Source organism: Microcoleus sp. PH2017_05_CCC_O_A, assembly GCF_020738785.1.
In the GTDB taxonomy this organism is placed as follows: Bacteria; Cyanobacteriota; Cyanobacteriia; order Cyanobacteriales; family Microcoleaceae; genus Microcoleus.
The window spans coordinates 1-25,083 of sequence record NZ_JAEQCB010000044.1 but is presented as its reverse complement, the minus strand read 5'-3'; the positions used below and the strand labels follow the sequence as shown (position 1 = coordinate 25,083).

The window sequence follows — 25,083 nt, the reverse complement described above, 5'->3', positions numbered from 1 at the left end:
AATAACCAATAACCAATAACAACAGTCAACCAACAAATAACAACTAACAAATAACAACTAACAAATAACAACTAATATGATTCAGACTTTCGGCGATTTCATCGAGCCGACTCCCAGCCACGAATATTTAATAATTGGATTTTCCCCGAGTTCGATCCCCCTCAAGCAGCGGTGGCGGAACAACGGTTTGTCGGCGGATTTTCTGGCTGACTACTTGACGACTTTTTTCCCTGGAAACGAGGATGACCCCTCGACAATTGACAGACAAGCTGAAATTAAAAGTGCTGTTAGCTATATTGCTAATGAGTTATTAGAGAATGCGATGAAGTTTAATGATGAGACATCGGAACACCCGATCAACATTAAACTGCAATTAAGGAGCGACGGACTGATTTTCTCAGTTGCTAACACCATCCCTCCGCAAGGTGTAGGGAAGTTTCAGGCTTACATTCAGCAGTTGCTGGAGTCCGATCCGAGCGAGCTGTACATTGAGCGGTTGGAAAAAAATGCTGCTGACGAAAATTCTACTAATTCAGGATTGGGCCTGCTAACCATGCTGAGCGATTATACCACCAAAATAGGTTGGAAGTTCCAGACGGTGCAAAAAGACCCGGAAGTAATTACGGTGACAACTATGGTGCAATTAAGAGTATAAGTATCGCTGGCGATCGATAATATCTAAGGGACTTTTTTTTGCGGCAATGGAAATTAAAACAGAAGATTACGGGATCTGTTACGATCCATCAACGGCAACCGTGAGTTTTAGAGGATCTCTAAGGTTGAGCGGGCCCCAAGAGTACGCACCGATAGTGCAGTTGCTGGAGGAGGTAGCCGATTTGGCACCGGCAAAAATTACCCTCAATTTGCAACAGTTAGAATTTTTGAACAGTTCAGGCATAAATATGCTGTCGAAGTTTATTATCGAAGTCCGCAAAAAAGCTCGGGTGCAAATGGCGGTACAAGGTTCTCAACGTATAGCTTGGCAAGGTAAATCTGTGAAGAATTTCCAGCGCCTAATGCCGAGTTTGCAGTTTGAATTACTATAGACATATGATGACTTTTAGGGTATGGACTGTTGAGCAATTTTCTGTTAGTCGAGGCGCAAATTCTCGGGTTATGCTGGAAGAACAACCATCTAGAGAACAGCTACTTTTAGAGATAGAAAGATTGCGCCAGCAAGTGGAAGACTTGAAGGAGGAAAAAGCGGATCTGGAAATCTTGCTGGAAAATACTGCTGAACATTCCGATACGGTGGAATCTGAGTTGCGCTATCGGGCATTGGAGGCGGTGCGGGAAGGCGAAATCAAGCTAGCTCAATTTCTGGAAGCGATTCCCGTAGGCGTGGCGGTGCTCGATGCTCAAGGTAAACCTTACTACGTCAATCGTGCCGGACAGCAGTTACTCGGCCAAGGGGTGTTGCCGTTAAATTCTGTTGATGATTTGTCAAAAAGTTATCAATTTTATATCGCGGGAACTGATATTATTTACCCTTCACAGAATTTGCCGCTCGTCCGAGCTTTGACGGGAGAAAGTTCGACTGCTGACGATCTGGAAATTCATAGACTAGACAAGAAAATCCCCCTTGAGACTTGGGGGACGCCAATTTTTGACGGTGGCAAAGTTGCTTTTGCGATCGCAGTTTTTCAAGATGTCACGGAACGCAAACAAGCTGAAGCCGACCGCCAAACATTTATTAAGGAATTATTTGAAGTCAATAAAAGCTTAGAAAAATCTCTGGATGCTGAATCGGAATTAACTGATGCCTACGGGCGATTTGTGCCACATCAATTTCTCAATTTGTTGGGATATGAAAGTATTATTGATGTCAGTTTAGGCGATCAAGTGCAGCAGGAAATGTCGGTGCTGTTTGCGGACATCCGCGATTTCACGACGCTTTCCGAAACTATGACTCCTCAAGAAAATTTTAATTTTATAAATGCTTACCTGTCGCGCATGGAGCCTGCTATTACTAGCAATCACGGGTTTATTGACAAATATATCGGCGATGCGATTATGGCTTTGTTTAGCGACTGTGCAGATGATGCAGTGAAAGCTGGTATTGCGATGCTAAATATCCTGAATGATTACAACAGATACCGTTTAAGTGTGGGCTACATCCCGATTAAAATTGGGATTGGGATCAATTCTGGTTCTTTGATGCTGGGGACAGTTGGTGGCACAAGCAGAATGGATAGCACGGTGATTAGTGATGCTGTTAATTTGGCATCTCGGATTGAAGGGTTGACGAAAGATTATGGCGTTCCTATGTTAATTTCTCAGCAGACATTGGAACGGTTGCGAAATCCGGCTGATTATAATATTCGGATTGTGGATAAAGTACAGGTAAAAGGAAAATTACAATATGTCACAATATATGAGGTCTTCGATGCCGATCCGCCGGAAATTCTCTCGGCTAAGCTAGCAAATTTGGCGGTATATACTGAAGCAATGTTACTTTGCGATCGCCATGAGTACCGATTGGCAGGAAAATTGTTTGAAGAGTGTTTGCGGAAAAATCCGAGCGATCGGGTAGCTCGCATTTACCTGAAACGCTGTCGGGATTGGCGATCGCTCCTCAGGGAAATTTAGTCAGTTGGCTGTTGGCAGTTGGCAGTTGACAGTTGACAGTTGACAGTTGACAGTTGACAGTTGACAGTTGACAGTTGACAGTTGACAGTTGACAGTTGGCAGTTGGCAGTTTAAGAGGTTTCGCGACATTGCATCGGGAGCATCTCAGTTTTGCATTTATATATAGTGCTGTCCCCGCTCGCGAGTACAATACGCGAGCGGGGACGCTCGCACTATAATAAAAAAATGCTTTTTACAAAAATGAGATGCTCCCTTGACAGTTGACAGTTGACAGTTGGCAGTTGGCAGTTTAAGAGGTTTCGCGACATTGCATCTACCAAGAAACCGGGTTTCTCATTTAAAAGTGTGTAAGTCCTGATAATATAATTACTAATTTGGAGTGTCAATAAAAGACGATGGGAATTAACAAGTGGCAGTCGAGAATATCTATAAAACCTTCAGTAATTAAAGTTATAGCTTTGTTCTGCCTCTGCTGCTTGTTAACTGCAAGCTGCGGACAGAGTGCCAGTCGATCGCCCAATTCGCCCAATTCGCCCAACAACGATCGCGTGACAATTGGCACAACCTTGAAATTGCGGACGATCGACCCCGCCGACGCTTACGAAACCATCTCAGGACAACTGCTGCGAAATTTGGGCGATACTCTCTACACCTACGAGTCGGGAACGACAAAGTTAATCCCCCACTTGGCGACAGCAATGCCAAAAGTTAGCAAAGACGGATTGACATATACAATTCCCTTGCGTCAAGGCGTGATTTTTCACGACGACACACCGTTTAACGCCGCAGCAATGGAATTTTCCTTGCAGCGGTTTATCAAAAATGGCGGTCGTCCGGCTTTCTTGTTGGGCGATGCAGTAGAATCGGTGAAAGCGACGGGCGAATACGAATTAACTTTTCAACTCAAAAAGCCTTTTGCTGCGTTTCCTTCTTTGCTGACATTTGCCGGTCTTTGTCCGATTTCTCCGAAAGCTTATGAGATTGGGGACGGTAAATTTAAACCGGATACTTTTGTGGGAACTGGACGCTACAAACTTGCGAAGTACGGTAGCGATTCTCTGAAGTTTGACGCCTTTGATAAGTATTGGGGAGAAAAACCCGTCAATAGAGGTATTGACATTTTGCTGCTTTCGAGTTCTTCAAATTTGTTCAATACTTTTAGGACTGGTGCGATCGATGTAGCTTATTTATCTCTGGATGCGGATCAAGTTCGCAGCTTGGATGAGGGAGCAAAAAAAGGGAAATGGCAGGAAATCGCGGGGGAGAGCAGTACAGTTAGTTATATGACGCTGAATCTCAATTCTAAACCGCTGGATAAGTTAGAGGTGAGACAGGCGATCGCTGCGGCGATGGATCGGCCCCTGATTAACGATCGCGTCCTCCGAGGACAAGCCCAGCCTCTGTACAGCCTGATTCCCACAACCTTCGACGTTAACAAGCCAGTATTTAAAGAACTGTACGGCGACGCCAACATGACAAAAGCCAAGGAATTGCTAAAAAAAGCGGGATATTCGGCCGCCAATCCGTTTATTTTTCAAATTTGGCATCCTAGCGGTTCTACAAAACGAGGTTTAGTGGCGAGTACGATTAAAGCTTTAGCCCAACTCAAAATGGACGGGATAATGCAGGTGGAAATTAACAGCGTTGAATCTCCGACTTTATTTCAGAATATAGAGAAGGGGATTTATCCTGCGGTGTTGGTGGATTGGTACGCTGACTTTTTCGATGCTGACAATTACATTCAGCCGTTTTTGGATTGTGCGACGGGTTCGGCGGCCCGCGGGTGTGAAAAGGGTGCCAGTCAGGGGCAGGGTTCGTTTTATTATAGCGATCGGGTAAATCAACTGATCGCCAAGCAGCGCCAAGAAGCCAACCCTCAAACCCGCAAAGCTTTGTTTGCCGAAATTCAGGACATACTAGGTCAAGATGTACCTTTCATCCCTCTATGGCAGGATAAGGACTATACTTTTGCTCAGAACAGCATCACGGGTGTCCGTCTCGAACCGACGCAATCCTTTCCCTTTTGGTTCCTGAAAAAGCAATAATTGTTTACAATAATTGTTGGGAGTTTAAACGTCCATAATTCTATCATCTTTTGTGCACAACAGGGTGATGATTGTCACAGTTTATCGAAGAGACCGATCACCCCACTCTCTCTAAAAATGTTGGATATTATTAGTAGAGAGAGATATCGCCGAGGGTGAGTATATGAAATTTGGAATTTTAACAACAACAGGGCTGCTAATTGCGATCGGTTTTGCTTCTGGAGTCAAAGCAGAAAACGTATCACAAGTCAAGCAACTATTAGAAACTAAAAATTGCAGCAAATGTGACTTGACAGGAGCGCAGCTTTCTGGCATGAATCTCAGCGGTGCGAATTTGAACGGTGCAAATTTGAGTGGTGCAAATTTGAGCGGTACAAATTTGAACGAAGCCAAATTAAACGCAGTAAATCTGACACAAGCTAAATTGCAAGGTGCGAGCTTAATTGGGGCTAAAATGCACGGGGCAAATTTGGAGGGTGCTGATTTGACTCGCGCTAACCTGAGTTTGGCTGGTTTAGTAATTGCCAGTTTGAAAAATACCAACCTTACCAGTGCTAATTTGGTCGGGGCTAATTTAGAAAGTGCTAATTTGACTGGGGCGAACCTGAGAAATGCCCGTCAGTCTGTCGCGAATCTGGGAAATATCACCCTCCGGGGCGGTAGTTTGTCGGGAATAGATGTGCTGGGGGTTAACTTGCGGGATGCTAATTTGACTGGTGCTAATTTGACCGGTGCTAACTTGAACGGTTCGGATTTGACTGGCGCTAATTTACAGGATGCCAATATGGCAAATGTAGATTTGAAAAACGCTGCTTTGCCGTAGGACGATCGCCAATTGCTATATCAGACTATCGTGTTTAACAACCTTAATATAATCCTGTAGGGGCAATTTCTGAAATTGCCCCTATAATTTTAATTTCCTTCATTCATTTGACAGTTTGTAGGGGCGGTGCCCCCGTGCCCGCCCTCTTCGTTGACTGTTGACAAAAGAAGGAACAGGATTGGAGTAACGAAGAGCCTGATTTTAATTTCTCCCGGGCTTGGGGCTTTAAACTAATTCTTTCTGGTAATTTTAATTTTCCGTTAAGTCTGAGATGAGAGAGGACTGAAGTCCTCACTACAAACCTGAGAGTTATTTAACTTGATTTGAGATCAATCTTCGTCAGCTGCATCTTGGGGAAAACGGATAATGTCATCATCACCCAGATATTCGCCATTTTGGATTTCAATCATCACCAAGGGAATAACGCCGGGGTTTTCCACGCGGTGAGCGGTATTCATGGGAACGTAGGTTGACTGTTTCTGCATGAGAATGGTCTCTTTGTCATCGCAGATAACTTTAGCGGTACCGGAGACGACAACCCAGTGTTCGCTGCGGTGATAGTGCATTTGGGTGCGGATGTGGTGCCCCGGTTTGACTTCGATGCGATTGATCTTGTAGCGATCGCCCGCGTCTATGACTGTAACTTTACCCCAAAACCGGGTTTGCGTGCGATCGTCCGTTTTTTCGATTGTGTCCACTGTTTCCACCATGCTGTTGATCTCGCTAACGGTGTCTGTAAAAATATATGTAGTTGAAAGTATATCAAAACGTAAGTGCGATCGGGCTTTGGCTTAACTTTTTCTCTCAGAATCCAGTTTTACGAGATCGATCGCCATTCGCGAGCATCCACAAACTGAGACAAATGCCCCACATTTGTGGTAGCAATTACCACTTCATTTGCCTCATTTGCTAATAATATTGCTTGAGCAGCCAGAATCACATCGCCGTCAAGTGCATTCGGTTCTGCTGTTGGCCTTCCTCTCTTTCGTGCATCCGCCCACAACTGAGCCGCTAGAAGCATTACCTCCGTAGTCAAAGGACGGTATGTCAGGACATTTTTAAATTTGTCAAGCTTTTTAAGACCGTTCTCTTTTCCGGCTCTAATCAACTCGCGCCGCACCTCATAGTCAGCAATTTCAGGCAGGATTACCATTGCGCCATTATCTAGTAACGATGCTAGCCAAAGTTGGCATTCCAAATAAGGAGGTTTGGCTTGAGGATTTGTCACCATCCCCAAGGGGCCGGAATCCAAAATAATTATTCTGCTCATGGAAACAATGGTCGATTAGACATCCGATCTTCATTTATCACTTGTTCAAGATATTCCGCAGTTTCTTTTTGTTCTTGTTCATCATCCTCATCTTCTCGCCACGATCGCAATAATTCGATCGCAGGTTGATTTCTTTTGATCCTTTCCTCCTTCGACAGTTTAGTAAAATCTACGTTTTCAGGTGTCTGGGCGGGTTCCGGTAATCCGGGCTTAACCGTCACAGTTTCCAGAAATAACCGCATCATTTTCAGCAAATTCGGCCAATATTCTCTCGGAGTTTGCTGAATTACACTGAGAAACTCTACCATTTCGTTGCCAATGCGAGGTTCTGGCGCTGAAGTTGCTGTCGCTGGACTTTCACTGACTAAAGCTTGTTCAGACATAATCATTTTTCTCCTTTCTCGGATTTATATGAATCAGCGGGTCGATCGATATCCTGGATGGGAAGCCAGAGATTGGCGATCGAATTCGCCTCTACTTATATTGTAAATATTGTAAACAAAAGGCGGAGGATGATTCATTCAAATTATGGGATTTGCTTGAACCGCAGATATCAGCGGATGAACACAGATGTACGCAGATAATTAATTCATCTGCGTACATCTGCGTTTATCTGCGGTTCTAAATAACCATCTAAGTCAGCGGGTGCATCTCATTTTTGAAGAGGGCGAAGCATGACCGCATATAAGTTATTAGTTATAATCTCATATTGACTGCGGTCATGCTTCGCCCCTACACACATATTTGCCAAACCCAGATGCACCCTCAGTAAGCTGCGATGATATTACTTGCTCAAAACACCCTCAGGAATCCCCAAAATATCCTCAATCCGAGGCATATCTTCCAAAGCAATCACTCGCCCTTCATCCTCAAAGCCCGCAATCTGATCGAAATTCAAATATCGATACAAATCACCAGCAAAAGGATTGATTTTCTTCGCCACAATCTCTTGGTATTCTTCGACTGTGGGAATTCGACCCAACAGCGAACAAACTGCGGCTAATTCCGCAGAACCGAGATAAACTTGCGCGTCTTTACCCATGCGGTTGTTGAAATTACGAGTCGAAGTTGAAAACACGGTTGTCGCATCTTTAACCCGCGCTTGATTGCCCATACAAAGACTGCATCCCGGCATTTCTGTGCGCGCTCCAGCCGCTCCAAAAATGCTGTAATAACCTTCTTCTTTCAGTTGCTGTTCGTCCATCCGAGTTGGCGGACAAATCCACAGGCGAGCTTTCACTTCCCCTGCACCTTCCAACACCTTCGCAGTGGCGCGGTAGTGACCGATATTTGTCATGCAGGAACCGACAAATACTTCGTCTACCCGATCGCCCGCAACCTCACTCAACAGCTTCACATTATCCGGGTCATTCGGCGCAGCCACAATCGGTTCAGTAATCTCATTGAGATCGATTTCGATGATTTCCACATACTCCGCATCAGCATCCGCCTCAAGCAACACCGGATTAGCCAGCCATTCCTCCATCTTCGCCACCCGGCGCATCATCGTCCGCGCATCTTCATAGCCCCGCGCCACCATATTTTTGAGCAGCGCGACATTAGAACGAATGTACTCAGAAACAGTCTCAGCGCTCAATTTAATCGTGCATCCGGCGCAAGAACGCTCGGCCGAGGCATCGGTCAATTCAAAAGCCTGCTCGACCTTCAAATCGGGCAAACCTTCAATCTCCATAATCCGCCCAGAAAAGATGTTTTTCTTATTCTGTTTGGAGACTGTCAGCAAACCTTTTTGAATTGCTACGTAGGGAATCGCATTCACAACATCCCGCAGCGTTACTCCCGGTTGCAATTCACCTTTGAACCGGACTAGAACCGATTCCGGCATATCCAAAGGCATCACGCCCAAAGCAGCAGCAAAAGCTACTAATCCCGAACCCGCCGGAAAGGAAATTCCTAAAGGAAAACGAGTGTGAGAATCGCCGCCAGTTCCCACTGTATCCGGCAATAACATCCGGTTCAGCCAAGAGTGAATGATGCCATCTCCGGGACGCAAAGCTATGCCCGCGCGCTGTGACATAAAATCGGGCAATTCGTGGTGAGTTTTGACATCCACTGGTTTCGGATAGGCGGCGGTGTGACAAAAACTTTGAATTACCAAATCGGCGCTAAATCCCAGACAAGCAAGTTCTTTTAATTCGTCCCGAGTCATGGGGCCGGTGGTATCTTGGGAACCGACTGTGGTCATTAATGGTTCGCAAGATGTGCCGGGACGAACGCCGGACAAACCGCAAGCTTTTCCTACCATCTTTTGAGCTAAGGTGAAGCCTTTTCCGGTATCGGCGGGAATAGTTGGACGGGTGAAAATCGGGCTAATTTCTAGTCCTAAAGCTTCGCGAACTTTGTCGGTTAAGGTGCGTCCGATTAATAGGGGAATTCGACCGCCGGCGCGAACTTCGTCGAGGATTGTGTCGGGTTTGAGGGTGAAGGTGGAGATGATTTCTCCGGCTTCGTTGGTGATTTCGCCTTTGTAGGGATGGATGGTGATTACCATGCCGGTTTCCATTTTGGCGACATCGCATTCGATCGGCAATGCGCCGGAATCTTCAGCGGTATTGAAGAAAATCGGGGCGATCGCACTTCCTAGAATATATCCGCCGTTGCGCTTGTTTGGTACAAACGGAATATCGTTACCAATGTGCCACAACACGGAGTTAATCGCCGATTTCCGCGAGGAACCTGTGCCGACAACATCGCCAACGTAGGCGACGGGATGGCCTTTTTCTTTCAATTGGGCGATCGTTTCTAAGGCCCCTGGCATCTTGCTTTCGAGCATCGCCAAAGCGTGCAGGGGAATGTCCGGCCGCGTGGTAGCCTGAGGTGCGGGAGACAAGTCATCGGTATTGGTTTCTCCGGGCACTTTGAAGACTGTAACAGTAATGGCTTGGGCTAGTTCGGGGCGGCCGGTAAACCACTCGGCATCAGCCCAGGAATCGACTACCTGCTTCGCGTAGGGATTGGTATCCGACAGGGCGAGAATGTCGTGGAAGGCATCGAATACTAACAGCGTTTTGCTCAGAGCCCGGGCTGCGGTGGCGGGGATAGCGATTTCGGCAGTAGGATTGAGCAAGTCGATTAAAGATTGGACGTTGTAACCGCCCATCATTGTCCCCAGCAGGTAAACTGCCCATTTGGGAGCAATTAGGGGGCTGTGGATTTCACCTTTGGCGATGCCGGTTAAAAAACCAGCTTTGACGTAGGCGGCGCTGTCTACGCCTGGGGGTACGCGATCGCGCAATAATTCGATTAAGGCTTCTTCTTCTCCCGGTGGCGGATTTTTCAGCAATTCGCAGAGTTCCGACGTTTGCTGGGCGTCTAGCGGCAGCGGCGGAATTCCCAATGCGGCTCTTTCGGCAGCGTGAAGGCGGTAAGATTCAAGCATTTTCTCTCTCTCCTCGGATAGTTTTGGGTAGTTGTTTGCAGATGGCATTACTTTTTAGATTAGGGGCTGGCGCTGCATATTTGGCAAGCTACCCCGCCATACATGAAAATTTAACGCAAGTTCAGAAACTCTACATTTTCTTACCAGAGACAGATGCGATCGCCACTGGCATTCCACCTAAAACTCGATCCGAGCAGTTTTGGGGAGCTGACTTGCATGAGTTTTGGTTAAGATTAATGTAGTGGGGCACTGTCGATCGTTCTCTACATATGCAATCATCAGTCACCACAAGTTTCAACAGTTGACAGTTGACAGTTGACAGTTGACAGTTGACCGAAGGAGAGCGACCTCTACCCTTAAGTCCGAGGATTCGAGTAATGAATAGTCTGATTTTTATTTCTCCCTCACTCGTGTTCCGGCTTTCAACCAATTTTTTCTGGTAAAAAAAGTTACCTGCTCAATGGAACAATTCAAAAATGGAAAGTTTTATCCCTGAAAACGGTGAAGACTGTCAGGGCTGTGCCGCCAAGCCAGACTTGTACGAAGAATTGCAAGAAACCAAAGAATTGCTGCTGACGATCGCCAATTCGATGCCGATGCCCATGATCGTCAGCAGTCTACCTGACGGCATAATTCTTTATAGCAACGATTTATGCCGTCAGGCTTTCGGCCTGAGAGCATTTCAGTCGATCGACCACCAGCCAGCCTCCATCCTCTACAACAATCCCGCAGAACGGCAGCAACTACTGGAGGATCTCGCTCGCAACGGATACGTCCGCGAGACAGAAGTCCGCCTCAAAAAAGCTGACGGTACCCTGTTTTGGGCCACTGTATCCATGCGGTATTTGACATTACTGTCGGAAAAAACTGTGCTGTCGGTGTTCTGCGACATTACCGAGCGCAAGCTAGCCGCCGCTAAAGAGCAGGAATTGCTGGCGTCAATCCACTTGCGGGCCCGCCAGCAAGCGGCCGTCGCCTACTTGGGACAGCAGGCCCTAGCCGAAACAGACTTGTCCGCACTGATGGACAAAGCTGCGGTGTTAATTGCCCAAACCCTAGATGTCGAGTATTGCCAGTTTTTGGAACTGTTGCCTTCTGGCCATGCTTTTCTGTTGCGAGCGGGGATTGGCTGGCAGCCCGGACTTGTCGGTAACGCTACTGTTACCGCTTCTAGTCGATCGCAAGCAGGTTACACATTGCTAGTTGGTGAACCGATAATCGTCGCAGATTTGCGAGTAGAAACCCGCTTTAGCGAGTCGCCACTGCTGCACAACCACCAGGCTGTCAGCGGCGTCACTGCGATCGTTCCCGGAAATCGAGGACAGGCGAAAAAGAACTGGGGACAAGCAGAACCTGGGAAGACTGCTGAGTCGGCTGTCTGGGGCATTTTGGGGGTACACAGCAAGCAAGAGCGCGTTTTTAACCAGGATGACGTTTATTTTGTAGAAGCGATCGCCAATCTGTTAGCTGCGGCGATCGATCGCATTCGATCGCAAGAGCGCTTGCAAATGATGGAACGGGCGATCGAGAGTACCAGCAACGGCATTGCGATCGCCGACGCCACAGTTGCAGATAATCCAATTATTTATGTCAATCCCAGTTTTGAGCGGATCACCGGTTATAGCAGAGAGGAATTAATTGGTAAAAATTGCCGATTTTTACAGGGAAAAGATACCAATTGCCCCGCTGCAAAAGAGCTGCAAACTGCCATTCGAGAAGGGAAAGAATGCCAAGTGATTTTGCGTAATTTTCGGAAAGATGGAACACCTTTTTGGAACGAACTTTCTATTGCTCCCGTATACAATTTTCGGCGACACTTAACTCACTTTATTGGAGTTCAAACCGATGTTACAGACCGCCAGCGCTCGGAAGAAGAATTATTTTTAAAGTCTCAAGATTTAGCCACATTCAGTGCCAACCTCAAACATTTGCACCGGATTACAACTTATCACTATCAAAACTTTCAAGAACTGGTTGATGATTATCTGACAGCAGGCTGTTTAATTTTTGGACTCTCTATTGGTATTATTGCTCAAGTTGAAAGTCAATCTTTTCTGATTCGCTCCGTCAAAAGCAACATCAAATATTTTAACAAAGGCTTAAAATTAAATCTTAGCGATACTTACTGTGCAGCAGTAATCAAATCCCAAAAAACCATGGCGTGTTCTCACATCAAAGAAATACTGAAAACTGGCGACCATCAAGTTTATCAAGATTTGAACATAGAATCATACATTGGCACACCGATATTTGTCAACGATAAAATTTATGGTACTTTGAGCTTTTGTTCGCAAAAAGCCAGACATAAAAATTTTGAATCGCAGGCCAGAGAAATCATAGAACTGATGGCTCAAAGCATCGGTAAATTTCTGGCAGTTCACAGAATGGAAATCGAACGCCAGCGAGCCGAACAAGAGCGCTGCGAGCTGATAGTATCTCTCCAAGAAAGTGAAGAACGCTATCGTCGTTTAGTAGAACTATCTCCCGAAGCGATCGCCGTTCACAGTCAAGGAAAAATCGTCTACATCAATGCCGCTGGCGCTAAACTCCTCGGCGCCAGATCTCCGGCAGAGCTCATCGGCTTTCCGGTATTGGATATCGTTCATCCAAACTATGTCGAAAAAGCCAGAGAACGGATGAGACAAGTCGAGGAAGAAAATCAGCCGATCGAGCTTGCCGAAGAAAAATTGATGCGGCTTGACGGAGAAATCATAGACGTTGAAGTTGCCGGCATCCCTGCTATTTATCAAGGCTCAGCCGCCGCCCAAATTATTATCAGAGATGTCACCGAGCGCAAGCGAGTAGAACAGCAACTACTGCACGGCGCCTTTCACGATTCGCTGACGGGTTTACCTAACCGCCTTTTGTTCATCGACAGGCTAGGACAAGCGATCCGCCGTTCCAAACATTCCCCAGATTACAAATTTGCCGTCCTGTTCCTAGATTTAGACCGCTTCAAAATAGTTAATGATTCTTTAGGACACATTCTTGGGGATAAACTGCTAATTGCCCTAGGGCAGCGGCTTCAGGATTGCGTGCGCGTTTCGGATACAGTCGCCCGGTTGGGGGGAGACGAATTTACCATTCTGCTAGACCGCATTCAGAGCTTCAGCGACGCCACCCTAGCAGCTAACAGGATACAAACAGAACTGAAGATTCCGTTTAACCTCGAAGGGCATGAAGTATTTACCACCGCTAGCATTGGGATTGTTTTCAGTCGAGGTGACTTAGGAATAGTAGAAAGTGACGAGTTGAACGGCCAGCAGAGTGCTTTATACAGCCATCCCGAAGAATTCCTGCGCGATGCTGATATTGCTATGTACCGTGCTAAAGCTTTGGGTAAAGCCCGCCACGAGGTGTTTAATTTGGCGATGCACGACCAAACTATCTCCCTCTTGCAGTTAGAAACAGACCTGCGATTAGCTATTTTTGGCAAGGAGGAATTAGGGGAAAGTAAGGATGAATGTTCGCACTTTATTGTCCACTACCAACCGATTTTTTCCCTCGCCAGCGGTGCGATCGAGGGTTTTGAGGCTTTGGTGCGCTGGCAGCACCCGATTCGGGGTTTAGTACCGCCTTCTACTTTTATTCCTGTAGCTGAAGAAACAGGCTTGATCGTGCCTCTGGGAGCCTGGGTGCTGCGCGAAGCTTGCCGACAATTGCGCGTTTGGCAAGAAATGTTGATGGAAGAAGGAAGAAGGAAGAAGGAAGAAGGAAGAAGGAAGAGGGAAGAGGGAAGGGGGAAGAGGGAAGAGGGAAGAGGGAAGAAGGAAGAGGGAAGAGGGAAAAAATTCCCAATTTCCAATCTCCAATTACCAATCCCCGATTACCAATTACCGATTGCCGATTCCCAATTCCCAATTACCAATTCGCGATTCCCAATTCCCAATTTCCAGTTACCAATTGTCGAGCCTTCACAATTAACAATGAGCGTCAATCTTTCTCCAAAGCAGTTAGGAATGGCGAATTTAATTGAACATATAGATGAAATTTTGGCAGAAACTGGCTGCGCTCCGAGTTGTTTGAAATTGGAGATCACTGAAAGCGCGATCGTAGAAAATGTGGCTAAGGCTAATATTGTACTCGCCCAATTAAAAGGTAGAAATATTCGATTGTCGATCGACGATTTTGGTACGGGCTATTCGTCTTTGAGTTACTTGCACCGCTTTCCGCTGGATACGCTGAAGATCGATCGATCTTTTGTGAGTCGCTTGGGGGCGATCGAAAACGGCAACGGCGGGGGTCAGCCTTTGCAGATTGTGCGGGCGATCGTAACTTTGGCTCACAATTTGGGATTAAATGCGATCGCCGAAGGTGTGGAGACAGCCGAACAGTTAGCCCAGCTTCGGGCACTCGACTGCGAATTAGCTCAGGGATATTTGTTTTCTAAACCTTTGGACAGTGGCGCAGTGACAGAAATGCTGATAAATCTGGGCAATATCAAGTCGGGTTAACATCTGTTTCAAGAAATCTGTCTATTTCTACCTAAATTTACTCATTTACCCAGAATTTGAAAACTGGTGACAATAGCTGTATAATTCATTTGCGCTTGATTCATGCGAGTTGCTCCCGGCTTAGTTGGTGTGACAACCGAACAAACACCAGGCACGAATGAATCATTAACTACAATTCAATATTTTTACCTCAAAGTCGCAAACTCTAACTGGGGAATTGTGGTCAAGCCTACTGTTGAGCCCAAGCCGAGCAGTAAGCAAGCAGTGATGCGCTACTTTTTACATTGAGGAAGTTACACCGCAGACTTGGACTGACTCTAGTTTTGCTGTTCATGAGTAGATTTAGATAGGTTGTTAGAAGCGGTTAGGAATGAGATACCTAGAAATTAACTTTTAGGTATGTTGTTGCGCTTAAGCGCTCTTTCATAGATCGAGAGCGCTGAAGCGCAACAACGTACCTATGATTAGCGATTAGCTTTGAGCGGAATCTCGATCGCAAATTGGGCACCCTCTCCCGGCGCAGAAGTGCATTTCAACGAGCCGTTGTGTCTGTCTGTAACAATTTGATAGCTAATTGACAAGCCCATCCCAGTGCCTTTCCCCACAGGTTTAGTGGTGAAAAATGGGTTAAAAAGTTGATTGCGGACAGTCTCTGTCATGCCCGGGCCATTGTCAGCAATCCGAACTAATATTCGATCGGGTTTTGGCATTTCAGTCCAGATGCGGATCGAGCTGGGATTTTCCCGCATTTGCTCGACAGAAAGCCGCGCATCTCTTTCTTCCAAAGCATCTAAAGCATTGCTCAAGATATTCATAAATACTTGATTTAGCTGTCCGGCATAACATTCTACTAACGGCAATTGACCGTATTCTTTGATCACCTCTATTTCGGGATAATTGGGTTTTGCTTTGACCCGGTGCTGCAAAATCATCAGAGTGCTATCTATACCGTCGTGGATGTTGACGGCTTTCATTTCTGCTTCGTCCATGCGGGAGAATGTGCGTAGAGATGCAACGATGAGCTGAATTCTGTCTGCACCGACTTTCATTGACGAAAGCAGTTTCGGTAAGTCATCCATTAGAAATTCGAGTTCAATTGCTTCGACTTCCTGTTGAATTTCCGGCACCGGATCGGGATAGTAGTTTTGGTAAAGTTCGATCAGGTGCAGCAAGTCTTGAGTATATTCGTTAGCATGGCTGAGATTGCCGTAAATAAAGTTAACTGGATTGTTAATTTCGTGGGCAACTCCTGCGACGAGTTGACCGAGAGATGACATTTTTTCGCTTTGAATTAACTGCGATTGAGCGCTGGTTAATTGCAGCAAGGTTTGCTCTAATTCGCGAGCTTTATTGCGAGTTTGGGCGTAAAGATCGGCTTGGTTGAGGGCGATCGCCAATTGAACTGTAATCGCTTGCAACAATTCGACTTCGCTATCGCTCCAGGGCCGCACAACATTGCTGTTGCAGCAGGTAATTGCGCTCATTACCCCGGAAAGTGCCTGCATGGGGATGGCTAATACAGATTGGTAGCCCATCCCTCGAATGGTTTGTTTCCAAGCAGGATCTGCGACTGTTTCGACATCATCCAGCCGCACTATTTCCATATGCAATATTTGTTCTCCAACGGGGCCAAAATCTGAAGCCCGATAGGGACCTGTTAAATCGGGAAGTTGGGGGTGGCGAGATTCTTTAATAATTTCCCAGAAAGGCTCCTCCCCGTCTTCGCGATACCAGGCAAAGTTGCAGCGATCGATCTTCAGGAAAGCGCGAATTTCCTGAACTGCGACTGTGACGATGCTGTCGAAGTCGAGGGAATTGCGGATTTGAGCGGTGAGAATGTTGAGCAATTTTTCTCGATCGGCTTGCTGCTTGAGTTGGGCGGACGATCGCCTCAAGGCAATTTCTGCTAGTTTGCGATCGGTAATATCTTCGGTGACAGCTAATAGATATTGCGGTGTGCCATCAGCATCGAGTATTGCTGTTTTCTTGGTGTGAAATATCCGCGATTCTCCTTGGCTCGTTTGAATATCTTCTTCGGCGATTTCTACCATCTGCCCGCTGTCGAGCACTTCCCGGTCTTTGGCGGTGAAAAGATCAGCTTGTTCTGTGGGGAAAAAGTCGTAATCATTTTTGCCCATAACTTCTGCTGCACTGAAACCGAGCAAAGTTTCGGCTGCGGGGTTCCACAGTACAAATCGCAACTCTTTGGCCTCCTTGGCAACTACTCCTACGGGTATGGTTTTGAGGACTGATTCCATAAATTGTTGAGCGCGTTGCAGTTCTGCTTCTGCCTGTTTTCGATCGCTAATATCTCGCACGTTGGCAATGATGTTAACATTGCCGTTAAGATTGATTTTGGACAGGGCAATTTCTGCATCAAAAGTTGAACCGTCGTTGGGACGCCTCGCTTTCCATTCCATGCGACCTGTTTCGCCGGCTAATACTCTAGCCCAAAGTTCTGCCGTTTGTTCTATGGGATTATCGCCGCTTGAATAGTCGTTGATAATTGATAATTTTGTTGCTTGTTCCTGGCTCACTCCGTACATTTCTAACATTCGATTGTTGACATCGAGAATGTTTCCTTCTAAATCGTGAATGAAGATAGCATCGTAGACATTGTTAAAGATTGTTCGCAGGTTTTGTTCGGAAACTTGCACCGCTGCTTCTGCAAGTTTTCGATCGCCAATTTCTTGTTCTAACTGAGTGACTGCTTGGGAAAGTTCGGCAGTGCGATCGCTCACTCTGTCTTCCAACTCGGCTGCTGCTTGTCTCAGGGCTTCTTCTGCAAGGAAGCGATCGGTAATGTCGATCGCCGTGCCGAACAATTTTAGCACCTTGCCACTGGCATCGATTTCGGCGCGGCCCAGGGTGTTGAGGTGTCGCAAGGTACCGTCGGGGCGGTAAACGCGGAAGTCAAAATCAAAGGGGATGCCGAAGTCAACTCCCCGCTGTACTTCTGTATGCCAAAATTCTAAATCTTCTGGATGGATCAGAGCGATTTGCTCTTCTCGGCTGGGTGCTGTGGCCGCTGGTTCGAGTCCGTGGATGCGGAAGAGTTCCTCTGACCAAGTGACGGTTCCCGTTGTTGTATCTAGTTCCCAATTGCCGACGTGGGCTAGTCTTTGGGCTTCTTGTAGCTGTCGCTGGCTTTCTCGGATGGCTGTTTCGGCAACTTTGCGATCGTTGATGTCGAGCAATACACCGGAAAATACGATTTCGCCGGTTTCGCTGCGGGTGGGAATTGAGTCGCCTTGCCACCAGCGAATCTCGCCATCGGGCTTGACTAACCGCCCTTCGTAGTGCCACAGGCAGGTATTTTCAACGGCTTCGTTGATGGAAGCGATGAAGCTTTCGAGGTCTTCGGGGTGGACGTGGGAAATGAAAGAGGCGATGTTTCCCATCATTTCTGCTGCGGTGATGCCGGCTATATCTGCGATGCGATCGCTCATATAGTCAACTCTCCACACTCCATCGCGGCTGCAAAATTGAAACAGAGCTCCGGGGATGGTGGCTGCGATCGTCCGGAACTTGGCTTCGCTGACACTGAGGGCGGCAAAAGTCTGTTGCAGTTCGGCGGTACGGGCTTCTACTCTGCGCTCTAGTTCGGCGTTTGCGTGTTGCAAGGCGGATTCTGCCCGTTTGCGATCGGTAATGTCGGTGGCTGTACCGGTGGTGCCGAGGACGTTTCCGCTGTCGTCGTACAGGGCTATGGCATTGAACATCAAATGTTTGATGCTGCCGTCTTTGGCGATGTGGGTGCTTTCGTGCTGAAAAACTGATTCTCCCTCAAGCAAGCAGGGGAAAACTTGTAAATCTTTCCGGCTTTGTTCTGGTGTCATAAAGTCCGAGAAAGGCCGATCGAGCATTTCTGCTGGTTCGTAACCGTAGATATATCTAACTGCTGGGTTGACGAAGGTGAAACGCCCCTGGGCATTCACCGACCAAATCATGTCTTGGGAGGTTTCTACCAAACGACGGTATTTGGCTTCGCTGGCTTTGACGGCTTCTTCTGCTGCTTTGCGTTCCGTCATGTCCCGGGAGACGCCGACAGTCATTGTAATTTGGCCGTCTTCGTTGCGGATGGGTGCTTTGACTGTGCTAAACAGTCGCACTTCTGAGTCGTGGCGCGTCACCGGTTCTTCGGCAATTTGCAGAGTCTGTCCGGTTTCAAATACGAAAGCGTCATCTTTGATGTACTGGAGAGTATTGTCTGGATTGGAGAAAGGTGCGTCTACAATGCCTTGAAGTTCCTCTTCAGTCATGCCGTAATAGTCGCGGAATGCTTGATTTGCCCAAACGATTTTCGATTCTGGGCCTTTGACTAATACCATATCGGCGATCGAATCGAGAATTTGGTGATATTTTTGCTCGCTGTCGCGGAGTTTCTGCTGCGTCGATTCGATTTCTGCTAATTGTCTTTGGGTTTGCGAGTGCAATTCGGCCTGATAAATTGCAACTGCTAAATGTTCTCCTACTTGTTTGGCAAATTCGATTTCGTCTTCCTGCCAATCGCGGGGTTGACCGCAGGAGTGAATGCACAGCAATCCCCACAAATGTTGACCTTGTAGCAGGGGTACGACTAAGTTTGCTCGGATTTGAAATCGCTTGAGGATTCTGAGGTGACAGGGGCTCAACCGGGCTTTGTAGATGTCGCTGACAGCTTGAACGTAACCTTTGGCGTAGTTGGCTGCAAATTGTTCGCCGAAGCAGTGATCGTGAACTTTTGCACCCAGGGATGGGCTGAATTGGGGAAGTACGTCTTCTGATACTACTTCGCCGTCGTTCCAGTCGGATTCGGGAATGAACCGGTAAACGGCGACTCGATCGGCATTTAGGAGTTGCCGAACTTCGGTGGCTGTAATTTTGAATATTGTTTCTAAGTCTAAGGATTGACGAATTTTGCCAATCACTCCCATCAGCGCTTGCAGCTTTTTGAACCAGGTTTGAGACTGCATTTCTCTTTCTAGGTGAGCTAGCTTTTGGCGCAAGTCGGTTACTTCTTGATACAAATATTCATGAAACATATTGTTATTTGTTTAGTTATTTTGCGGTTTGGTATCGAGGTACATAGCATCCCAATAGCGCTCGGCAAGTTGAGCCTGGTATAGCAGTTGACAGTTGACAGTTGACAGTTGACAGTTGACAGCTTGCCCGCTTTAGATAAGGGTTGACAGTTGACAGTTGACAATCCCCAATCCAAAATCCCCAATCCAAAATCCAAAATCGTTTGATAGTTGACAGTTGACAGCTTGCTTAGAGAAGAGTTGACAGTTGAAAGCTTCGCTGGCTTAGATAAGGGTTGACAGTTGAGCGAAGTGAAGAAACAATCGAACGCAAGGGTTTGTGCCATGCGAGAACGTCCTAACCCTGATGGGCGCGGTTGCTGTAAATCTAAAAGCAGAGGGCAAATTCTCCTCCTTCTCCTAGCACTTAGCAGCTACTCGCGCTGCATTTCCGTATTTTTTCTAGATTGGGAGGTCGAACCAGGAGCTTAACTTGGTATATTTACTGTAAAAACGGGCGATCGGTGATGGGAAGAGTGCATAAATTGTCAATAATTGAGAGTTTTACCAGAAATAATTGGTTGAAAGCCTCTCCCTGAGCGGGAGAAATTAAAATCAGACTATTCATTACTCCAATCCTCGGACTTAAGGGTAAAGGTCGCTCTCAAACTGTCAACTGTCAACTGTCAACTGTTGAATCATCAACCCGGTATCTTAAGGTAATTAAATCAGGGAATCTCCGAAAGTGAAAAGCAGAAACCCGGTTTCACGGCGCAAGCGCGCCCAGAGTCCTGAACTAATCTTGACATTTTTTTCCGATCGCCTGTGGTTGCAATTATCACCTTTTTCTGATTATCGCAAACTCGATTGATATTGTCCTAAGTTTGGCGATCGAATATCCTGTTGGGAGTGCCTCTATGAAGATTTGTTTGAATTTAGGCGATCGGCTTTTCTTGAGTTTTCTCTGGTTTTCTCGAATTCTCAACTTATCTGTTTTAAATTCGGTTTAATCCAGATTTTGGAGCTATGGAATCATTTCGATGATTTGCCGGGCCTTCAAATTATTTTATGATATCGCTTCTATTTATTAAACTTATTGAAATCCACCTCATTCGAGCTGAGTTTTCCGGTCAACCAGTTGGTTTTCGTTGTAGGCTCTGCTTAAATTAAACCAACAAAACCGATGCTCTAAGACTTTATTTCCTTTTGAGCGCTTTTGTTGGGTTGGTTAACATTTTTGATACAATATATTACTCAACTATATCACATTTTAGGCTAAAGTCAAGGAATTTTAGGTTAAATCGGGGCTGAGACAGAAACCTAGTTTCTTAACATAATAATTAAGTGAGAAAATCAAGAGGGGTAAAAATAATCAACCGGGCTTTTTTAGTCGAGACTGCGTAAGTCTTATTGATGAAATTGTCTCACCCGAAATATTGAGGCTGTACATTTTTTCGGGTGCACAAGCCGGATACTTTCTGCTGACTTGCTTAACCAGCATTTTTCAGTATGGTTTCGGCTTCCTCAATACTTTGCAAAACCAGTTTACCAGAATCCTGAAAAGCGGCTCTTTCTGCATCGCTAAGTTCGAGTTCCAGTATCTGTTCGATGCCCTGATATCCCAAGCGGCAGGGAGCACCTAAAAATATATCTTGCACGCCGTATTGACCGTTCAAATAAACTGAGCAAGGCAAGAGTCGCGACTGATTGAGTAAAATTGATTCTACCATCAAACAGGCGGAAGATGCGGGTGCAAAATAGGCGCTAGAATTCTTCATCAATCCTACTATTTCGGCGCCACCGTGGCGAGTCCGCTGTACGATGCGATCGATCGCCCCTGCATCCATCAGTTGAGCGATGGGAATGCCGTTGACTGTGGAATAGCGCGGTAAGGGAACCATCAAATCGCCGTGGGAACCGATGACTGTGGCGCACACTTGGGCAATGGAAACGCCCAATTCCATGGCAATAAAAGTTTGAAAGCGGGCGGAGTCGAGAATGCCGCCCATACCGATGACTCGGTGTTTTGGCAAACCGGAAGCTTCCCAGGCTAGATATGTCATAATATCTAGGGGATTTGTGACTACAATTAAGATTGCTTCGGGGGAATGGGCGATCGCCTGTTTGGCAGCTTCTGTGACAATTTGAGCATTGATTTTAATTAAATCTTCGCGATTGATACCGGGTTTGCGGGGGATACCGGCGGCAATGACGATGATATTTGAGTTGGCTGTATCTATATAATCATTTGTACCGACAATTTGGCGATCGTGCCGTTCGACTCCCCTTGCTTGCATCAAGTCCAAAGCAACGCCCTGCGGCCAACCTTCGACGATATCTAACAATACTACATCTGCTAGATTTTTCTCGGCAATTCGTTGGGCTAAGGTGCTACCGACTTTGCCTGCACCAATAATTGATACGCGGGTTGATGGGGGATTCATGCGATTTTAGATGCTAACTTTTAGATTTTAAGAATGAGCTTAAGTGCGATCGAGTGCACTGTATGTAATCTACGTTACCTTTGAGTGGGTACGTTGTTGCGCTTGGGCGCTCTTCGATCTATGAAAGAGCGCCCAAGCGCAACAACGTACCTAAGAGTTACGTCTATAACTGTGAGTTTACTTAAAATCTTCGAGTTGGTCTACGCGCAGCCAAATATTGGGGGTGGGGACTTTACCAAATTTGACGAAGGCGTACTCGCCGCGAACATCCATCACTTCGCCTTTGCTTTCAAATAGATAGGAGGAAAAGCGCTGATCGCTGGCTTGGGCTTCTAGGCTGTTTTCGAGTTGCTCGCGAATTGCGCGGACTATGCTACCTTTTTTGATTGCCATAATTTGCTCTGTTTCATTTATAAAAGTATACAAATTTTAATGCCGATTTGGCTTTAATAGTAGATATAACTGATGCACTCGAAGCAAGAAACCAGGTTTTTGAACTGAGATTGAGGGTTTGGAGCAAATATTTTGGTAAAAAACAAAGGTGATCGTACCCTCCTGCGTATTAGGTACGTAGTTCCCTCCTGCGTATTAGGTACGTAGTTGCGCTTCAGCGCTCTTTGATCGATGATCGTACCCTCCTGCGTATTAGGTACGTAGTTGCGCTTCAGCGCTCTTTGATCGAGGAACGTACCTTCCTGGTTATTTCTGACACGCGGGGCAGTAATGAGTCGATCGCCCTGCTAATTTTATCTTTTCGATCGGCATTGAGCAAGTACGACAGGGTTGACCGGCGCGATTGTACACCCAAGCGACGCCACCGTAGTTACCGTTGACGCCTTGGACGTTGAGAAAATTGCTAAAAGTGGTGCCGCCGGAGGCGATCGCCTGCTGTAAAACTTGAATAATAGCTGTATGAATGCGATCGATTTGCACTTCTGTCAAATCAGCGCACAGAGTTGTCGGCATCACTCCCGACAAAAACAAAGTTTCGTCAGCGTAGATATTGCCCAAACCCGCTACCAGTGACTGGTCTAGCAATGCTGTTTTAATTGGTCGCGCCCGTCGGTGCAGCTTGCGGGCTAAATATTCTGTGGTAAATTCGTCGGAAAACGGTTCCGGGCCTAGGACTTTGAGGCCGGTGACTGTACTGGAAACCTCGGTTTCTGCGGGGACGTACCACATTTGCCCGAAGGTGCGTTGGTCTACAAAGCGTAATTCTTGGTTTCCTGCAAAAAATAGGCGGACTCGGGCGTGTTTTGGTAGGGGTTCGGATTGGTTTACCCACAGCAATTGTCCGGTCATCCGCAGGTGAACGCCCAACCAGCCAGCATTTGAGGGCAGAAGGGAGAAGGAAGAAGATTGAAGAGAAGAACTGAAAGTTTGAGGTGAGAATTCTCCCACTCTCCCCCTCTCCCCCTCTCCCGATCTCCCACTCTCTCCCTCTCCCCCTCTCCATTGCGATAGTTCTGCCAGGAGGTATTTGCCGCGCCTGTACCAAGATGCGATCGACTTTCCTTTGAGTTTTGTCAAAAAATCGGTCGCAGAGATTGAGCGGGCGATCGAGCTATGTAACAGCACGTCTCCGCCCAATATTTCGCGATCGAGGGTAAGTTGGTTCAAACCCCGGCAAATAGTTTCTACTTCTGGCAGTTCTGGCACAATTAGCGCTCTTGAGTCTAGTTATTTGGTTAGCCTTATTTAGGAGCGCCGTCGGCTGGTGCTGCTGGTTTGGCTGCTGCTTTTGCTGCTGGTGCCTTTCCTGCGGCTGGTGCTGCTGGTGCTGCTGGTGCTTTGGCTTTGGCTTTGGGTGCTGACACTTCGATTAATTCGCTTTGGGCGAAGTTGTTGGTGTTGACGCCGGCATAATTGACGCTGCTAAAGCGAACGATAACTGGGTATTTAATGCCGCTTTGGTCTACCGTAGCAACGGTGCCCACTTCTTGATACCAGAAGGATTCTTTGCGGAGAATCCGGACTGTCGAACCGCGTTGAACCATGAGCTTTGTTTCCTTTGCGATGAATAAACGGATAAAGCCATTTTTTTTACTTTAGTCGATCGCGCGTCGCATTTAAAGTCTGTAACGAAATTATTGTGTTCGGCGCCGTCTTTTGGTTGTTGGTTTGTAAAGAAAAGTAAAGTTGTTTTGAGGGCGATCGCTGGTGGGACAAAAATAAATAAACAGACATTATCCGTTAAATACAAGCTGTGCGATCGGGTTGAAAAAAAACTTTACAAATAGGAGAGCGGGGCGGCCAGTTTGTTGTCAACTTAAGCCTGGAACCCTTTTTTGTATCTCTCGTTTGTTGCTGAGGCCAGATCCCCCTAAATCCCCCTTAAGAAGGGGACTTTGATCGGAATCCTGTCCCCCCCTTAAGAAGGGGGAGTAGGGGGCAAGCTAAGGGGGGATCTGGCCTCGGGGGTAAACAGCAGTCTGTGACTACGTTTGACCTGGTTATTGACCAATGGGGCCGCCAGGGGTGGCGGAGGCCCTCAGCTAGTTGCTGGGGCCGCCAGGGGTTGAAAACCCCTGTCTCACAGCTAAAGTCGTCTAAAGACGACTGAATAGCTGATATTAAAGGCGGTAAATTAACCTTGTATTTAATTATCTCGCCGCGCTAAACTATTCCAAAGTATGAGAAGTATTTAAATTATGTCGTTAGTAGATTTAGCTAATACTAAAGTTAGGGTAATTGGATGCAGTGCGGTGATGGGTGTTGCGCCAATGATTGCCAGCGCGATCGCTAATCCGGGTGTGACAGCAGCATTGGGTGCGATTGCCAATCCAACGGTTGGGGGGATTTCTATTTTAGCAACGATCGCGGGCGGTATTGCAGGGAATATGGCGGCGAATGAGTTGGGAAATAAGATGGCCGAAAAGTTGGCAAAAAATCCGAATATTCTCGACAATCACGATCTGATTAAGGCGGCGGGTGAGGCGATCGGCTATATTTTGAGAGAGGTTGCGAAGTCCGATCGATTAATTGCGATCGCACTTAGCAAAAATCTGTCTTCTCCACAACAGGCTTTAGATCAATTAGCTGAGAAAACTCCCAA

18 protein-coding genes and 1 pseudogene are annotated in these 25,083 nt (G+C 46.7%); 9 read left to right on the top strand and 10 right to left on the bottom strand.

What is annotated here, in order from left to right; translation table 11 throughout:
- Nucleotides 1-76: 76 nt before the first annotated feature.
- From JGK20_RS12200 to JGK20_RS12180, 5 genes are all read left to right on the top strand, one after another.
- Nucleotides 77-655 (top strand): DUF6272 family protein, encoded by a 579-nt coding sequence (locus JGK20_RS12200; RefSeq protein WP_293187070.1) that lies wholly within the window; start codon nucleotides 77-79, stop codon nucleotides 653-655.
- A 46-nt stretch (nucleotides 656-701) separates the two neighbouring features.
- Nucleotides 702-1,046 carry a hypothetical protein gene (locus tag JGK20_RS12195; RefSeq protein WP_293187071.1) on the top strand — a complete coding sequence of 115 codons (345 nt, stop codon included), beginning with the start codon at nucleotides 702-704 and terminating at the stop codon, nucleotides 1,044-1,046.
- Between the two features lie 70 nt (nucleotides 1,047-1,116).
- Entirely contained in the window at nucleotides 1,117-2,589 is a 1,473-nt protein-coding gene (locus tag JGK20_RS12190; RefSeq protein ID WP_293205090.1) for an adenylate/guanylate cyclase domain-containing protein, read from the top strand.
- A gap of 395 nt (nucleotides 2,590-2,984) precedes the next feature.
- A complete protein-coding gene (locus JGK20_RS12185) occupies nucleotides 2,985-4,634 on the top strand; it encodes an ABC transporter substrate-binding protein (protein ID WP_293224213.1) in 1,650 nt (549 codons plus the stop codon).
- 163 nt (nucleotides 4,635-4,797) lie between these two features.
- Entirely contained in the window at nucleotides 4,798-5,457 is a 660-nt protein-coding gene (locus tag JGK20_RS12180) for a pentapeptide repeat-containing protein (protein WP_293185523.1), read from the top strand.
- A 329-nt stretch (nucleotides 5,458-5,786) separates the two neighbouring features.
- On the opposite strand, the gene JGK20_RS12175 is transcribed toward JGK20_RS12180, so the two are convergent.
- The 4 genes from JGK20_RS12175 to acnB all read right to left on the bottom strand — a co-directional run bounded on the left by JGK20_RS12175 (nucleotide 5,787) and on the right by acnB (nucleotide 10,127).
- A complete protein-coding gene (locus tag JGK20_RS12175) occupies nucleotides 5,787-6,200 on the bottom strand; it encodes a cupin domain-containing protein (protein WP_293189273.1) in 414 nt (137 codons plus the stop codon).
- A 74-nt stretch (nucleotides 6,201-6,274) separates the two neighbouring features.
- Nucleotides 6,275-6,727, bottom strand: a complete 453-nt coding sequence (locus JGK20_RS12170; protein WP_293189257.1) for a nucleic acid-binding protein — start codon at nucleotides 6,725-6,727, stop codon at nucleotides 6,275-6,277.
- Complete coding sequence (locus JGK20_RS12165; RefSeq protein WP_293185520.1) at nucleotides 6,724-7,110, bottom strand: hypothetical protein; 387 nt, start codon at nucleotides 7,108-7,110, stop codon at nucleotides 6,724-6,726. The genes JGK20_RS12170 and JGK20_RS12165 overlap by 4 nt, the downstream gene beginning before the upstream one ends.
- A gap of 401 nt (nucleotides 7,111-7,511) precedes the next feature.
- Nucleotides 7,512-10,127: a bifunctional aconitate hydratase 2/2-methylisocitrate dehydratase gene (gene acnB, locus JGK20_RS12160; protein WP_293230576.1), complete on the bottom strand. Its 2,616-nt coding sequence runs from the start codon at nucleotides 10,125-10,127 to the stop codon at nucleotides 7,512-7,514.
- 41 nt (nucleotides 10,128-10,168) lie between these two features.
- On the opposite strand from acnB, the gene JGK20_RS12155 reads away from it, so the two are divergent.
- From JGK20_RS12155 to JGK20_RS12145, 3 genes are all read left to right on the top strand, one after another.
- Entirely contained in the window at nucleotides 10,169-10,369 is a 201-nt protein-coding gene (locus JGK20_RS12155; RefSeq protein ID WP_293185518.1) for a hypothetical protein, read from the top strand.
- Between the two features lie 234 nt (nucleotides 10,370-10,603).
- Nucleotides 10,604-14,581 carry an EAL domain-containing protein gene (locus tag JGK20_RS12150; RefSeq protein WP_293230574.1) on the top strand — a complete coding sequence of 1,326 codons (3,978 nt, stop codon included), beginning with the start codon at nucleotides 10,604-10,606 and terminating at the stop codon, nucleotides 14,579-14,581.
- Between the two features lie 102 nt (nucleotides 14,582-14,683).
- Nucleotides 14,684-14,869, top strand: coding sequence for a hypothetical protein (locus JGK20_RS12145; protein ID WP_293185516.1), 186 nt, complete (start codon nucleotides 14,684-14,686; stop codon nucleotides 14,867-14,869).
- Between the two features lie 176 nt (nucleotides 14,870-15,045).
- On the opposite strand, the gene JGK20_RS12140 is transcribed toward JGK20_RS12145, so the two are convergent.
- The 6 genes from JGK20_RS12140 to JGK20_RS12115 all read right to left on the bottom strand — a co-directional run bounded on the left by JGK20_RS12140 (nucleotide 15,046) and on the right by JGK20_RS12115 (nucleotide 24,025).
- Complete coding sequence (locus tag JGK20_RS12140) at nucleotides 15,046-19,605, bottom strand: PAS domain S-box protein (protein WP_293230571.1); 4,560 nt, start codon at nucleotides 19,603-19,605, stop codon at nucleotides 15,046-15,048.
- A 481-nt stretch (nucleotides 19,606-20,086) separates the two neighbouring features.
- Entirely contained in the window at nucleotides 20,087-20,212 is a 126-nt protein-coding gene (locus JGK20_RS12135; RefSeq protein ID WP_293185513.1) for a hypothetical protein, read from the bottom strand.
- 862 nt (nucleotides 20,213-21,074) lie between these two features.
- A complete protein-coding gene (mdh, locus tag JGK20_RS12130) occupies nucleotides 21,075-22,028 on the bottom strand; it encodes a malate dehydrogenase (protein WP_293185511.1) in 954 nt (317 codons plus the stop codon).
- Between the two features lie 177 nt (nucleotides 22,029-22,205).
- Complete coding sequence (locus JGK20_RS12125) at nucleotides 22,206-22,421, bottom strand: NAD(P)H-quinone oxidoreductase subunit O (protein ID WP_293185510.1); 216 nt, start codon at nucleotides 22,419-22,421, stop codon at nucleotides 22,206-22,208.
- Nucleotides 22,422-22,727: 306 nt separating this feature from the next.
- Nucleotides 22,728-23,687 carry a DNA-formamidopyrimidine glycosylase gene (locus JGK20_RS12120; protein ID WP_293185508.1) on the bottom strand — a complete coding sequence of 320 codons (960 nt, stop codon included), beginning with the start codon at nucleotides 23,685-23,687 and terminating at the stop codon, nucleotides 22,728-22,730.
- A gap of 35 nt (nucleotides 23,688-23,722) precedes the next feature.
- On the bottom strand, nucleotides 23,723-24,025 hold the full coding sequence (locus JGK20_RS12115) for a photosystem I reaction center subunit IV (RefSeq protein WP_293185507.1): 303 nt from the start codon (nucleotides 24,023-24,025) through the stop codon (nucleotides 23,723-23,725).
- Between the two features lie 654 nt (nucleotides 24,026-24,679).
- Between JGK20_RS12115 and JGK20_RS12110 the strand changes: the two are divergent.
- Nucleotides 24,680-25,083 (top strand): annotated as a pseudogene (locus JGK20_RS12110) (ATP-binding protein); the annotation flags it as partial.

Bases quoted from the DNA above. Each gene is read 5' to 3' on its own strand.
- JGK20_RS12200 (WP_293187070.1), top strand. From the start codon at position 77: ATGATTCAGACTTTCGGCGATTTCATCGAGCCGACTCCCAGCCACGAA.
- JGK20_RS12195 (WP_293187071.1), top strand. From the start codon at position 702: ATGGAAATTAAAACAGAAGATTACGGGATCTGTTACGATCCATCAACG.
- acnB (WP_293230576.1), bottom strand. From the start codon at position 10,127: ATGCTTGAATCTTACCGCCTTCACGCTGCCGAAAGAGCCGCATTGGGA.
- JGK20_RS12135 (WP_293185513.1), bottom strand. From the start codon at position 20,212: ATGAATAGTCTGATTTTAATTTCTCCCGCTCAGGGAGAGGCTTTCAAC.
- JGK20_RS12170 (WP_293189257.1), bottom strand. From the start codon at position 6,727: ATGAGCAGAATAATTATTTTGGATTCCGGCCCCTTGGGGATGGTGACA.
- JGK20_RS12115 (WP_293185507.1), bottom strand. From the start codon at position 24,025: ATGGTTCAACGCGGTTCGACAGTCCGGATTCTCCGCAAAGAATCCTTC.
- JGK20_RS12185 (WP_293224213.1), top strand. From the start codon at position 2,985: ATGGGAATTAACAAGTGGCAGTCGAGAATATCTATAAAACCTTCAGTA.
- JGK20_RS12155 (WP_293185518.1), top strand. From the start codon at position 10,169: ATGGCATTACTTTTTAGATTAGGGGCTGGCGCTGCATATTTGGCAAGC.
- JGK20_RS12125 (WP_293185510.1), bottom strand. From the start codon at position 22,421: ATGGCAATCAAAAAAGGTAGCATAGTCCGCGCAATTCGCGAGCAACTC.
- JGK20_RS12190 (WP_293205090.1), top strand. From the start codon at position 1,117: ATGCTGGAAGAACAACCATCTAGAGAACAGCTACTTTTAGAGATAGAA.
- JGK20_RS12165 (WP_293185520.1), bottom strand. From the start codon at position 7,110: ATGTCTGAACAAGCTTTAGTCAGTGAAAGTCCAGCGACAGCAACTTCA.
- mdh (WP_293185511.1), bottom strand. From the start codon at position 22,028: ATGAATCCCCCATCAACCCGCGTATCAATTATTGGTGCAGGCAAAGTC.
- JGK20_RS12140 (WP_293230571.1), bottom strand. From the start codon at position 19,605: ATGTTTCATGAATATTTGTATCAAGAAGTAACCGACTTGCGCCAAAAG.
- JGK20_RS12145 (WP_293185516.1), top strand. From the start codon at position 14,684: ATGCGAGTTGCTCCCGGCTTAGTTGGTGTGACAACCGAACAAACACCA.
- JGK20_RS12180 (WP_293185523.1), top strand. From the start codon at position 4,798: ATGAAATTTGGAATTTTAACAACAACAGGGCTGCTAATTGCGATCGGT.
- JGK20_RS12150 (WP_293230574.1), top strand. From the start codon at position 10,604: ATGGAAAGTTTTATCCCTGAAAACGGTGAAGACTGTCAGGGCTGTGCC.